Source organism: Sphingomonas sp. BL-S-29 (genome assembly GCF_055521495.1).
This window is the reverse complement of the sequence record NZ_CM145482.1, coordinates 426,561-439,379: the sequence shown is the minus strand read 5'-3', so window position 1 is coordinate 439,379 and position 12,819 is coordinate 426,561. Positions and strand designations below refer to the sequence as shown.

13 protein-coding genes are annotated in these 12,819 nt (G+C 65.7%); 9 read left to right on the top strand and 4 right to left on the bottom strand.

Features of this window, described 5'->3' with window-relative positions; all coding sequences use genetic code 11:
* The first annotated feature begins 223 nt into the window (after positions 1-223).
* From ACZ1I2_RS02080 to ACZ1I2_RS02060, 5 genes are all read left to right on the top strand, one after another.
* Positions 224-1,477 (top strand): nucleotidyltransferase domain-containing protein, encoded by a 1,254-nt coding sequence (locus tag ACZ1I2_RS02080; RefSeq protein ID WP_465175286.1) that lies wholly within the window; start codon positions 224-226, stop codon positions 1,475-1,477.
* A 53-nt stretch (positions 1,478-1,530) separates the two neighbouring features.
* Positions 1,531-2,565, top strand: a complete 1,035-nt coding sequence (locus tag ACZ1I2_RS02075; RefSeq protein ID WP_465175287.1) for a 50S ribosomal protein L11 methyltransferase — start codon at positions 1,531-1,533, stop codon at positions 2,563-2,565.
* An 11-nt stretch (positions 2,566-2,576) separates the two neighbouring features.
* Complete coding sequence (locus ACZ1I2_RS02070; RefSeq protein ID WP_465175288.1) at positions 2,577-2,744, top strand: hypothetical protein; 168 nt, start codon at positions 2,577-2,579, stop codon at positions 2,742-2,744.
* A 75-nt stretch (positions 2,745-2,819) separates the two neighbouring features.
* Positions 2,820-3,680, top strand: coding sequence for a Stf0 family sulfotransferase (locus ACZ1I2_RS02065; protein WP_465171257.1), 861 nt, complete (start codon positions 2,820-2,822; stop codon positions 3,678-3,680).
* A 44-nt stretch (positions 3,681-3,724) separates the two neighbouring features.
* Positions 3,725-4,309, top strand: a complete 585-nt coding sequence (locus ACZ1I2_RS02060) for a 2OG-Fe(II) oxygenase (protein ID WP_465181564.1) — start codon at positions 3,725-3,727, stop codon at positions 4,307-4,309.
* Here ACZ1I2_RS02060 and ACZ1I2_RS02055 read toward each other — a convergent pair.
* Both ACZ1I2_RS02055 and ACZ1I2_RS02050 read right to left on the bottom strand, forming a co-directional pair.
* Positions 4,292-4,579, bottom strand: coding sequence for a PqqD family protein (locus ACZ1I2_RS02055; RefSeq protein ID WP_465181563.1), 288 nt, complete (start codon positions 4,577-4,579; stop codon positions 4,292-4,294). The genes ACZ1I2_RS02060 and ACZ1I2_RS02055 overlap by 18 nt on opposite strands.
* A 28-nt stretch (positions 4,580-4,607) precedes the next feature.
* Complete coding sequence (locus tag ACZ1I2_RS02050; RefSeq protein ID WP_465175291.1) at positions 4,608-6,506, bottom strand: asparagine synthetase B family protein; 1,899 nt, start codon at positions 6,504-6,506, stop codon at positions 4,608-4,610.
* Positions 6,507-6,599: 93 nt separating this feature from the next.
* Between ACZ1I2_RS02050 and ACZ1I2_RS02045 the strand changes: the two genes are divergently transcribed.
* Positions 6,600-7,526 (top strand): hypothetical protein, encoded by a 927-nt coding sequence (locus ACZ1I2_RS02045; protein WP_465181562.1) that lies wholly within the window; start codon positions 6,600-6,602, stop codon positions 7,524-7,526.
* Between the two features lie 34 nt (positions 7,527-7,560).
* Here the strand turns inward: ACZ1I2_RS02045 and ACZ1I2_RS02040 are convergent, their stop codons facing one another.
* Positions 7,561-9,384, bottom strand: a complete 1,824-nt coding sequence (locus ACZ1I2_RS02040) for a RiPP maturation radical SAM C-methyltransferase (protein WP_465171262.1) — start codon at positions 9,382-9,384, stop codon at positions 7,561-7,563.
* Positions 9,385-9,524: 140 nt separating this feature from the next.
* On the opposite strand from ACZ1I2_RS02040, the gene ACZ1I2_RS02035 reads away from it, so the two are divergent.
* The 3 genes from ACZ1I2_RS02035 to ACZ1I2_RS02025 all read left to right on the top strand — a co-directional run bounded on the left by ACZ1I2_RS02035 (position 9,525) and on the right by ACZ1I2_RS02025 (position 11,779).
* Positions 9,525-10,604, top strand: coding sequence for an acyltransferase family protein (locus ACZ1I2_RS02035; RefSeq protein WP_465175292.1), 1,080 nt, complete (start codon positions 9,525-9,527; stop codon positions 10,602-10,604).
* A 20-nt stretch (positions 10,605-10,624) separates the two neighbouring features.
* The gene (locus tag ACZ1I2_RS02030; RefSeq protein WP_465171264.1) at positions 10,625-10,894 is read left to right on the top strand and encodes a PqqD family protein; all 270 of its coding nucleotides are present in this window, start codon (positions 10,625-10,627) and stop codon (positions 10,892-10,894) included.
* 78 nt (positions 10,895-10,972) lie between these two features.
* Positions 10,973-11,779 (top strand): DUF72 domain-containing protein, encoded by an 807-nt coding sequence (locus ACZ1I2_RS02025; RefSeq protein WP_465171265.1) that lies wholly within the window; start codon positions 10,973-10,975, stop codon positions 11,777-11,779.
* A 175-nt stretch (positions 11,780-11,954) separates the two neighbouring features.
* On the opposite strand, the gene ACZ1I2_RS02020 is transcribed toward ACZ1I2_RS02025, so the two are convergent.
* Positions 11,955-12,815 (bottom strand): hypothetical protein, encoded by an 861-nt coding sequence (locus ACZ1I2_RS02020; RefSeq protein WP_465171266.1) that lies wholly within the window; start codon positions 12,813-12,815, stop codon positions 11,955-11,957.
* Positions 12,816-12,819: the final 4 nt, after the last annotated feature.

Here is a 12,819-nt window from a genome sequence, read left to right as displayed (position 1 = left end):
CCGGTTCTAGCAGGGTCGCGCGCCTTCGCGAAAGCGACTTCGTCCGCGCTCACGAGCCCGTCTTTGCGGCGCTCGGCGGGAGGGGCTCGTTCTGCGTATCGTTGGCCGAGCTATGATCGACCTCCAAAAAAGAGCACAACTGGACGGTGCCTCAGCCGTTCGCCACAATGTCTCTTGGAGTGTTTGGGAACTTGCCGAATAAATATCGACGCAAGGCACCGGCATGATCGCAGGGGGCGACCGTGCGCCGATCGTCCTGCCGGTGGAAGCACGACTTCTGCTCGCCTGCGCGCTTGATCCAGCTCTGATACCACCTCCTCAACTGAGGCACCTCGCAGGCGAGGTCTGCGACTGGCCGGCCATGTTACGGCAGGCGACCCACCACCTGTCGCTTCCCATGCTGCGGGAGCGACTGGTCGAGATCCGGGACTGCGTTCCGGCCGAGATCATGGCCGAACTCGATCGCGCCGTGATCGTGGCGACCGCCCACACCCTTCAGCTCAGCGCGATCGCCGCCGAGCTCAATCGGTCCTGGTTCCGACCGGAACAAATCCGCTTTGCGGTTTTCAAAGGGGTGGCACTGGCCCAACGCTATTATGGCTCGGTCAACGGACGGTCCTGCCGTGACCTCGACCTGCTGGTGAGCAGCAAGGGGTTCGCGGATACGGTGACGCACCTGATCGCCCGGGGGTTTCGCCTGACCAAGCCGTTCGAGCTGCCCGCGGACCAACAGAGCCATGCGGCGCATGTCGAGGCGATGTGCAGCCTGAACCGGGAAGTCTCGATGCGCGCGCCATCGGGCCAGATGGTCGATCTTCATCAGAACGTGGATCTCACCGGGGCCGACTTTCCCACCGAACAACTGCTCGACCGGGCGGAGACGGTGGCGATCAGGGGCGAGACATTGCCGGTCTTCTCGACCGCCGATCTGTTCGTCTACATCTGCTATCACCACAGCCGCCATCGATGGTCGCGCCTTCACTGGATCGGCGATCTCGGGCGGATCGCCGCGGCGCCCGATTTCGATGTCGCCGTGGTGCGCGTGCGCGCGCAGCGCGCCGGACTGGAAAAGCTGGTCCTCGCGTGCCTTGACATGCCCGCGCTCCTCGCCGCCGCCGTGGCGGGGCATTGGCCTGCCGATGCGGGGCTTGCGGACAGGATGGCGCGGGATTGCATCAGGTTTCTCCATCCGGACCATGCGCCACCCGAGCTCGAGCGGCACAGCCGCGGTGCTGATCGGCTGTTCCGCTGGCGCGACTGGTTCGCGACGACCGCAGTTGAATGGCGCCAGCGAAAGGGGCTGCGGCGCCGTGCCCGGGCGGTCGGGCGAAGCTTGACCCCGTCGTGGCAAGCCTATCGCGATCTGCCGCTCCCCAGGAGGCTTCGCTGGCTTTACACACCCTGGCGGGTAGCAGCGCATTTGGTCAGCTATTTTCCAGTGCCCAGGTTCGGGCGGAAAGACAGGAACGACGGATGAGAGATCGCGCGCGGGAGCTACTCGCCATGCGACCCTTGGTCGAGGGAAAGCCGATGGCGATGCTGGCGCTGGCGCGTCAGCTGCCCACGGTCGGTGAGCGCGCGAGCGCGCTCGATCTGATCGCGTGCGCGCTGGCGCTGGAGCCCGGCGATGGAGAGGTGCGTGCTCTGGCCACCGAGTTGCTGAGCGACGGCGTGCATTCGTGGCACTTCTCGATCGTTCGGGATGCGGTGCGCAACAAGGCCTATGACGCGGCGCTGCGTAGGGCGGTTTTTCCAGGCTGCACGGTCCTTGAAATCGGCACCGGTACGGGGTTGCTCGCCATGATGGCCGCCCGCGCGGGCGCAGCGCGGGTGGTCACCTGCGAAGCCGATTCGGCCGTCGCTGCCGCGGCGCGCGAAAATATCGCTATCAATGGATTCGCCGACCGCGTCACGGTGGTCAACAAGCACTCGACCATGGTCGAGCTCGCGGATGTCGGCGGGCCGGCCGATGTGCTCGTGTCCGAGATCGTCAGTAACGACATGCTGAGCGAAGGCACGCTCCTGGCGCATGAGGATGCGGTGCCGCGCCTTCTGAAACCCGGCGGTGCCGTGATTCCGGTGCGTGGCCAGATCCGAATCGCGCTGGTGGACGACGGTGGCGCGGCGCAAGCGGATCTGGGCCTTATCGACTCCTTCGACCTGAGCGCGTTCAACAAGTTGCGCCAGCCCTATCGCAACATCCCGATCGGTAACGCTTCGATCGCGCTGCGCAGCGCCGCCACCGACTTGTTCACGTTCGATTTCGCAAATGGTCCCTGGCGGGGAGAGCGCCGCGCAACCATTGTCGCTTCGCAAGGCGGGCGCGTGAGCGGCGTGCTGCAATGGATCGCGCTCGACCTGGACGATCGGGAACGGTACGAAAACAGTCCCCGGCCAGGCGCGACGTCGTGCTGGGGCGCGATCTTCTGGCCCTTTGCCGTGCCGGTCATGTCGGCGCCCGGCGAATCCTTCGCGATCGGCGCATGCCACGAGGGAAATCGCGTCCGCATCTGGCGGGGCGACCCCGCCGGATTTGACTTGCAAGCGATTTCGGCGCATCGCTAATGGGTTAGGCAATGCTGGATCAGCTCATGAACGATACCAACAATGATGCACCGGTCCCCGAGGCTGTAGTTGTCGACAAGCCGGAATGGGTGAAGCCGGAGATCACGTCCTTTGCGCCGGTTCAGGCCGCCGAAGGCATCTCCTACCGGCCGAACGACGGCATCAGCAACCTCACCTGATCAACGCGCTGTTTTTGGACGTTGACTGACGGACCTGGGACGGCAGGCGCGCCGAGATCTGGGACTTCTCCTGTGGTGGCAGGTTCGCCTGGCGCGGACCCGCCCAGCAGGCCATATGATCTCGCAACGGCGGATCATGACTATCCCGCCTGGGATGGCGCGCCGCTCCGCACGATCCTGATCTGCACTCATCCCCGATCTGGCAGTACGCTGCTCGGGGAGGCGTTGTATTTCGCCAGGGGCCTGGGTTGTCCGCTGGAATATTTCCATGCCGGGTTCCGTCCGGTTCTCGCCGCGCGATGGGGATGCGTCGGTCTGTCGGATTATGGTCGGGCGGTCCATCGCTGGCGTACCGACGTGTCCGGCACCCTGTCCGTGAAACTGTTCTGGCGCGATGTGATCGAACTGGCCGAGGAACTCGAGCCCGGCCGTTTCGACGATTTGCACGGGCGTCGGCCGGAGGAAACCCTGCCCGACACGTACCGCGAGATCGCCGGGCTGATCGCGCCGCTCTTCCCCGCCGCGCACCATATCCATCTCGTCCGGCGAGACCGGGTGCGGCAGGCGGTCTCCGCCGCCGCCGCGGTGCAGACCGGCATCTGGCGCCAGATACCGCAGATGGGCGAACGGCCCGAAGCGACGGCGCCGAGTTTTGATTTTGCGACGATCGAACGGCTGATCGCCTATGCCGATTTCTGCCATCGTCACTGGCTCGGCTTTTTCGCGGCGATCGGCGCTGTCCCCGATGGCGTGACCTATGAAGGTCTGACGCGCGATCACGACGCGGTGATTGGGTCCCTCCTCGGCCATCTCGGCAGCAAGGCGGCAGTTCCGGCAGTTCGCATGAAGCGCCAGTCGGACGTGCGGAACGAGGCGATGGTGCTGCGCTTCCTGCGGGAGAACGCCACGCGCGGGGCGAGCGGCTGCACGTCGTGAACGCCTCTCGCGGTCTCATGCCTCCATGGCAGGTGCGACGCGACATGCTGTCCCCGCACCAATGTCGCGATCTGCTTGGCTGGACACTCGACAACGAGGCGCGCTTCAGGCCCGCCGCGCTGGACAAGGGGCTGGTCGATCCGACGATACGCCGCTCGCTCAGCTTGCGGGACCTCGGGCCGTTCTCGGCCCTGTTCGAGGCGCATGTTCGCGCCATTTTGCCGGACATGATCGAGCAGATGCGCGTGACGCCCTTCGTCGCCGACGACATCGAGCTGGAGTTGGTTGCGCATAATGACGGGGCGCATTTTGCCCTGCACGGCGATCTCTACACGGGCGAGGGCAGCGCCAGGGGCGATCGGATGCTCAGCGCCGTCTATTATTTTCACCGCATGCCAAAGGCATTTTCGGGCGGCTGCCTCAGGCTGCATCGGATCGGCGCGGTGCCCGGCGACATGGGTGTGGATATCGCCCCGGACCACAACAGTCTTGTCGCCTTCCCGTCCTGGGCGCCGCACGAAGTGCTCACCGTGCGATGCCCATCAGGCGTGTTCGGCGATTCCCGTTTCGCGGTCAATTGCTGGGCTTACCGTGCGCGCCGGCGCCGATCGTCAGGCGACGGCGATTAAGTCCCTGTCGCGCATATCCGCGATGAATTCGATCACATCGTCGTGACAGAGCGCCGCATCGACTGAATGGGCCTCAGCCATCTTCGCGCACAATTCGCCAACGGAGATTTGCGATTCGAGCAATGCCCAGATCTGGGCCGCGGTGCGGTTGAGCTGGAAGAAATAGCCGCTCTGGATATCGAGAATGACCGCTTCGTCGCCCACGTCCGCCGCGATCATGTTCCCACAGCGGCTGACCATCCTGCCGTCATCAATGTCGTTCGCTCGCATCGGTCGCGCCGCTCCTCATGGACGATGTTCAGATCTTGAAGGCGTTTTCCAGCCACATGTCCATCGCCAGCGTGAACCATACCGGCCCCCAGGGTTGATCGGGAATGGGGCCGGTCGACCCCTGGTCGCGCCAGCGCTGGAAGGCGGCATGCATTTCCCCGATCCTCGCGCCCTCCACCCAGCCAAGCTGGGCGCAGAGCAATTGCTCGACCGGGCGTCGACGCAGCAGTTCGGAGATCGCGTCGACGGTGTGGGCGACGAACGCCGCCTTGCTTTGCCGCGTCCGGACCTTTTCGGGCAACGTGCCCTTCATCGCCTGACGGAGCAGGTATTTCTTTTGTCCATATCGGTTCAGCACATTGCCCGACGCGCCCATCATGAAACGCGCGAGGCGCTGATCATGGAACGGATGGCGCTGCTCGATGCCGAAGCTGGCGCTATACGCCATCGCCGGCTCGACGTTCACGTGGCGCCGCGCCAGTGCGAACACGCCGTAGCGCTGCTTTTGCGCGAAGCCCGGAAGATCGACGGGAAGGGCGTCGGCATGCCATCGCTCGGTCAGGCCGATCCGCTCCGCCCAATCGGCATTGAGCCACGGGGGTGCCTGAGTGGCGAAATCGAGGTGCGGCCGGAGCAGGCGCTCCCGGTGGCGCGGGCGAACCAGGGGCCCGAAGCCGTGATAGAGGATTCGGCGCGCCGAAACATAAGCCGGCTTGTCGGGAAATTGCTCGAAACCCGTCCTGAGCAGCGCGCCCCACCGACCGGTCCTGGCAAGGTCCGGCCAATGTGCCAGCGACCCGGCGAGCCAGTCGTCGCCGCCCTCCCCGGTCAGGAGCACACGTTCCCCATCGGCCTGCAGGCGGATACAGACCTCCGCCAGGGTGTCGAGCACATTGGGCCGCAGGGGAAGTTGCAGCGTTTCGGCGCACCACGCCGCCGCGGCATCCGCGCTGAACGGCCGCGCCCCGACGATTTTGGCGGTGATACCGAGATGCGCCTCTACCGCGCTGCTCCACTCCGTCTCGTCATGCGGCTCCCCGGGAAAGCGCGCCGTGATCGCCCCGATTTGCCGGCCGATCCGTCCCGCCCGGTGGAGTTCCGTCGCCCGGCACACGACCGAAGAGGAATCGAGCCCACCCGAAAGCTGCGACGACAAGGGTGTCGCGCTGCGGGTGGTCGCGATCAGCGCCTGATCGAACAGCTCCTGGAAACGCGCGACATGATCGGCCTCGGACAGGCGGGACCAATCCTCGAACGGACCTGTATGCCAATGCCATTGTCTGACTCTGCCTTTTTCCAAAGCCAGCGCCGAGCCCTGCGGAAGCCGGTTGAGCCCCTGCCAGAACGTATCCGTCTGGCTGACGAAGCGCGCGGAGAGAAACTCTCCGATCGCGGGTTCGTTGAGCTTGCGCTCCATGCCCAGACCGACGACGAGCGAGCGTGGTTCGGTCGCGAAGCCGAAGGTGGTCCCGTCAAACGTCCACACCAGCGGCCGCCAGCCATAGGGCGACCGCACCATCAGCAATCGCCGGTCGCGCGGTTGCCAGGTGGCGATGGCAAAATCGCCGACCAGCGACGCGACATAATCGTCGCCCCGTCGATCGAACAGCGCCAGCGCGATTTCGCCATCGGGGGCGGCCTTCATCCCCTCGCCCTGCGCGCCGAGCTGGGCGATCAAATCGGCACGATTGTCGAGGCGGCCGTCGAACACCATGATCGCGCCCGAGCGTTCGCTGATAAAGGGCTGCACTTCGCCGACCGACTCGGGCGTGGTTGCATGGGCGAAGCGGATCAGGCCCGCCGCGCCATCATGCCAATGCTTGACGCCGTCGAAGCCCCGGGGCACGGCGGCCCTGACAATGGACGCAAGCAGTGCCTCGGTCATGTCCCGGCCATCGACATGGACCGCGCCCGCAATGGCACCCAATTTCGTCTCCAGTCCGGCCTGACAGCGTTTCGGCATAGCATGTATCACTGACCTGGCAATCGGCTGGCCGGTACGAGGAAAGGTGGGAACGGGTTGACGTCTATCTACAGTTTCGGTGGGCTGCGGCTGCATTCGGCCATACCGGTCGATCAATTGCGGACATGCCCTGTCGACGCCGATGGCTGGGCCGATCTCGCGCTTTCGTTCGAAACCGGGGAGCCGCCCGTTCACGACCGGGTGTCCTATCGCTGGCCGGGCCGTTACGAGCTCGTCATTGGCACCTGTGGCGACGAATGGCTGATGACCTCGGCGCTGGATGGGGCGTTCCTGATCAGCAGGGAGCGGCGCACGGTGCGGTGCATCGCCGCGCCTGGCGCCTCCTTCGACGCCTGTGTCGACGTTCTGGTCCGGCGCGTGCTGCCCCGCGTGGCAACGCTGTTCGGGGCGAGCGCCATCCATGCCGCGGCGTTGGCGCGGCCGGAGGGCGGCCTTCTCCTGCTGGGCATGTCCGGGGCGGGGAAATCCACCATGACCGCGGCGTTGGGTCATGCCGACTGGCATATCCTCAGCGACGATATCTCCGTGCTGTGGGGGCAGGAAGAGCCCCTGATCGCGCCTGCGGCAAAGGGCGTGTGCGTCTGGCCTGCGTCGCGCGAAGGGCTCGGCCTTCCGATCGAGCGATGCCGGCCGATGCCGGGTTATCACGGCAAGACCCATTTCGTACCGGACGGCGAACCGGCCATAGTGCCCGTGCCGCTGCGCGCGCTCGTCTTTCTCAGGCGCGACGGCGACATCGCCCCGGTGCTCGAGCCGATGAGCGAAACCGAGGCACTGGTGACGGCGGCGCATATGCTGGTGCAGTTCGACCCCGGCGACCCGGCCCGGCCCGACCGGGTACGCGGGTTCGCGCGCCTGAACGCCGCGGTCAGGGCGGTACCAAGCTACCGCCTCCGCTATCCCCACGACTTTGCCGCGCTCGCCGATGTCGGCGCGTTGCTGCAGGGGATCCTGAAATCCTGAGGCCGCCACCGCGCCGCGACGTGGGGTGCGAGGCCTATGCCGCTACCTCGAGCGCGCCGGCCTTGTGCAACAGCGACTGGGCGGTCACCTCGTGCCGCGCCCGGACGACGATGCTCATCAGCCTGTCCTCGTAATCGATGACGAAGTCCCGCGCGATCAGCCAATCGGCATCGGCCAGTTTTTCCGGGGCCAGCGATCGGCGGGGCAGCGGCTTTTCGAGCTCCAGCAGGACCGCCGCCTGCCCGGTCGTCAACGGCGTGAGCGGTGCGCGCGCCAGCGGGCGGGTATCGAGCACCGCCTGTGTCGCACCGACGTCGAACAGCTCGAGCGCGGGCAGCTTTTCCTGCCGCCAGGCCTGTTTCCAGGCGTCCATCACGACACGAAGGCGCTCGAGCAGATCGGTATCGCTCAGCAGCGGCGTGGTGTAGGAACCGCTGAAATGATAGCCGACCTCGTCCGCTCCGACATCTGCCGGATAGAGCTGGCGATAGCCCGGGAACGGTGCGAGCTCGCCGATGCCCAGGCCGATCGGATCGTTATAATAGGGGCTGTAGCGATCGATCAGGATCGAGTTGCTTCCAGTCGGACCGTGAAGATGCACGAGCTTGGGGATCAGGCCGATCATCGCTTCGTAATCAGCGGCCTGCTCGCCCGGGAAGCCGTAGATCATGCCCCAGTGCACCCGCATGCCGATCCCGCGACAATGTCGCAGCAAGGCGATGTTCTGGTGCGCCGACACGCCCTTGCGCATCAGCTTGAGCACGTCGCTCGACAGGGATTCGATGCCTGGCTGGATGGAGACGATGCCGCCCATGGCCATGGTGTCGAGCTGGGACTCGGTCAGGTTTGCCTTGACCTCGTAGAACATCTTCACGCGCGGGCCGCGCGCGGCGAGATCGGGCCAAAGCTCGCGCAGATAACGCATCGGCATGATATTGTCGGTCATGAAGACCTGGTCCACGCCCCAATGCTCCAGCGCGTCGAGCTCGTCGATCACCGTCTCGGCCGGCTTTTCGCGAAACGCCATGCCCTCGCCGTTCAGCCCGCAAAAGGTGCAATGGTTCTTGGCGCCCCACCAGCACCCGCGCGACGTCTCCATCGTCAGATAGCGTGGCAGCCATTCGGGCAGGACGCCGGCGGCCTGTAGCGGGCGCAGCGTCGCGAAGAAATCCGAATAGTCGGGCGGGAACACGGTGCGCATGTCGCGGATCGGCTCGGTGTGGATCACCCGCGCCGCCGCCCGCGCGCCATGGCGAAGATAGTTTTCGCAGAAGTCGGGAAAGTCGATATCGGCCTCGCCCGCGAAGAAATGGTCGATCCACGGAAAGGCCTTGGCGAGGCCAAGGCTGAGGGGCCATGCCGCGTTCGCGCCCCCCATCACCGTCACGATCGTCGGATCGGCCTCCTTCACGCGCAGTGCGATGGCGGAGGCCGCCATATTCTGCTCGAATGTCGACGACACACCGACGATGCGCGGGCGCAGCGCGAGAATCCGTTCGATCGCCTCGTCGAGCATCGGGGCGATCGCATCGACCACCCGGTGGTAATCGGCATCCTGCGTGTCCGTCAGCGCTTCGAGCGGCGGGAGCGCGGCCACGATGTCGGGGGGATAGGCGTGTGGACGGAACAGCCGCTCGCCGACCATCGCCTTTTTCTGGCCGTGGCTGATCGCATCATAGGCCTCCAGCCCGACCCGCCCCGCCAGCATCATCCCCGGATAGAAGATGCGCGTGCCCAGGCCACGCGCCGTACAGGCGCTTTTGAGGATCGCGGTTCCGAGCTGCGGATAATGCATTGAATCGAACGGCGGGACGACCAGGCAGATTTCCGTGGCGGAAGACGTCGATCCGCGGCTCATGTCACTCTCCCTGCCATGCCGCTGGTTTATCATAATGCGGCAGGCTTGCCATCGTGCCGCCGACGCCAGCCGAAGCGCGGCTGGCGCCACGCCCGGGCAGGGCGTATCGCCATGGACCGAGGTTCAGCAAGAAGAGCAAAGTGGCCGATTCATCAGCATCCGCCGAACGCAGAATCGACTGGCTGGATTATCTGCGGCTGCTGTGCGCGATCATGGTCGTGGTGACGCACTATGTCGTTGTCGTCGTGCCCAGGATACCGGGCCTGACGAACACCGATCTCGGCCTGATCTCCGATATGGCGAGTTATGGGCATATCGCGCTGTTCGCCTTCTTCATCATGAGCGGCATGATGATCGTCCAGATCGTCCAGCGCCAGAAATTGTCGACCTTCGTCACGCACCGCGTGACGCGCATCTATCCGACCTTTGTCGTCTGCCTGTCGCTCACCAGCTTGCTGGGAATCGGGGAACTGGGCCGGATGCATGTCGGCTTCTGGCAATATCTCGCCAACCTGACGATCAATGCCGAGGCGTTCGGCTATCGTCCGGCGGACGCTTCCTACTGGACCCTGAGGGTCGAGATCATTTTCTATGCGATGATCGTCGCGGTCGCGATGCTGGGGTGGCTCAGGCACATCCAGGCGGTCGTGGCTGTGTGGATCGCGCTTCAGGTGGTTGCCGCACCCTTTTTTCCGCGGGCGCCGTTGCTCGGGACGGATTATTATTTCCTGGCCGCGGGCTGTGTGATGGGATTGCTGTACCAGCGCCGCAACGAAAGGCTGAACCTGGCGCTGCTCGCGGTCACTGCCCTGCTCGGCACGCGGACCATCATCATCGCCTCACGCGGCATGCCATTCGATCCCTGGATCGGGATCGTCCTGATGATGGGGGTCTTCGTCCTTTTTCTGGCGATGCGGGGCAGCGATATCCGCCTGCCCTGGGCACGCCGGATCGGATCCTTCACCTATCCGCTCTACCTTCTTCACTTCAGGATCGGCACGATCATGCTGACATGGTGGGCAACCGATGCGAACAAATGGTGGCTGGTGGCCGCCTTGTTGCTTGGCATGATCCTGTTCTCGCTCGTGCTGGACGACATCGTCGAATTCAGGCTGCGTCGGATGTGGCGCAAGCTTGCCATGGCGACGGTGGCGCGGCCGTTCGCCCTGTGGGAGCAGCGTCGGCTTCAGGCCGGGATGCCCGCTGGTGTCTGGCCATGAGCGCGCAGGGTAGAAACACGATGCTGACGATCCCGAGCTATATCGCCTGGCAGAATGTCGACGGCGATCTCGCCTTGTTCGACGAGCGTGATGACCGGTATCATTTGCTGAACGGCACCGCCGCCGCGATCTGGCGGGGAATTGCCGCCGGGATGGACCGGGCCATGCTGATTGACCGGATAGCAACCGACTTTCGCGTGAAGGCCGACGACATCGTCGCGGATATCGACGCCTTTACCGAAGCGGCCATCGCGCAGGGCCTGCTGCTGAGGCAGGGCACTCCCCCCTGACGGCGGACCCGCGCTCGGCAACGTACCGATGACGCGACCGTCGATCTGCCCTAGAATCATGCTCCAGGAGCAATGGGCATGAGCAACGGCATGATTCGCACCGGCATCGGCGGCTGGACCTATGAGCCCTGGCGCGGGGTGTTTTTCCCCGAGGGCCTCGCCCAGAAGCGCGAGCTCGAATATGCCTCGCGCGCGGTGACGGCGATCGAGGTCAACGGCACCTATTACGGTTCGCAGAAGCCGGCGACCTTCGCGTCCTGGGCCAAGACCGCGCCCGATGGCTTCGTCTTCGCACTCAAGGCCTCGCGCTTCTGCACCAACCGCAAGGTCCTGGCCGAATCGGGCGAGTCGATCGCGAAGTTCGTCGGCCAGGGCATCGTCGAGCTTGGCGACAAGCTGGGTCCGATCCTGTGGCAGTTCATGGCGACCAAGAAATTCGACGCGGATGATTTCGCCGCTTTCCTGAAGCTGCTGCCCGCATCGCATGAGGGCGTCGCGCTGCGCCATGCGATCCAGGTCCGGCACGACAGTTTCCATGTGCCCGAATTCGTCGCCATGGCGCGCGCCGCCGGCGTCTCGCTCGTCTTCGCCGATTCGGCCGAATACCCCGCCATTGCCGATGTCACCGGCGATGTCGTCTATGCCCGGCTGGAACAGGCGGTCGAAAGCGTGCCGACCGGCTATATCCCCGCCGAACTCGATCGCTGGCTGGAGGTCGCGCAGGACTGGGCGGCGGGCGGCCAGCCCGACGGCCTGCCCTATGCTTCATCCGAACAGCCGCCGAAAAAACCGCGCGACACCTTCGTCTTCTTCATCAACGGCGCGAAAGTGCGCGCGCCCGCCGGCGCGATGGCGTTGCTGGAGCGGATCAACGCCAACGGTTGATACTGGCTACCAAAAGAAGGCGGGAGTCGGTGCTCGCCTTCACCTTCTCTGCTTCCCCGGCGAAGGCCGGGGCCCAGTTTGGGGGACGTTTCTTGGCTTGTGCTGCGGGTCGTTACTCGACCTCTCCAACTGGGCCCCGGCCTTCGCCGGGGAACAGTTCCTGCTCGCCGCCGCTCTACCGAACGGCCGCACCCTGCCCCAGGATCGCCGCCGTCTCGATCGTGTCGAGCGCCTGGCGCGCGCCGATGTAGCGCCGCGCGGCGGTCGTCCAGCGCTCGGCGCTTGACGCACCCGGCATCCGCGCCACTTCGGCCAGGGCTGCCTCGACATGCCCCGCCTCCAGCGTGCGGCGCGCCCGGGTGAGCCGGTCGGCGGGCAGCGGAGACGGCGTGTCGGCGCGGTGCAGGACGATCAGATTGCCGAATTCGCGGCCCAGGCTGGCCAGCCAGCCGTCGCGCGCGGCGCCCGTCTTCAGCTCGGGCGCGATCGAATCGAGCCCGACGCGCAGATCCTCGATCGTCACCGGCTGCTGCGCCGCCTGGATGATCGTGCCGACCGCCTGGGGCTGGATCGGGCCGAAGCGCTCGCGCAATTGCTCCTCGATATAGCCGAGCGGCAGGCCGCGATCGATCTGCCGGCGCGCGGCGAAGGCGATCATCAGGCCCTCGGCGCGGGTGGCATAGCCGGAGGCGGCGCGTGCCTGCCCGCCGACGCTCGCGGTGCGCGTTTCCAGGTCGGCGAGGCGCGCGGCCAGCTCGGTCTCGCGCGTCGACAGCGCGTCGAGGTCGATCGCCGGCGCGGCCGTGGTGGCGTCGCCGGGCACGATCACCACGGGGGTGCGCTTGCCGTCGGCGGTGGCGGCAAGCGGCAGGGTCACGGTGGCGACCGGCTTGTGGCCGAACCATTGCGGAAAGGCGTAGAGCCCCAGCGCCATCGCGCCGAGCCCGGCGAGGAAGGCGATTGCTCCCAGGATCGCCGCGGTGCGCCAGTCGAGCTTGCGGGGGGGAGCCGTCGGGGTCGGCAGGTCGTCGCTCATGCCG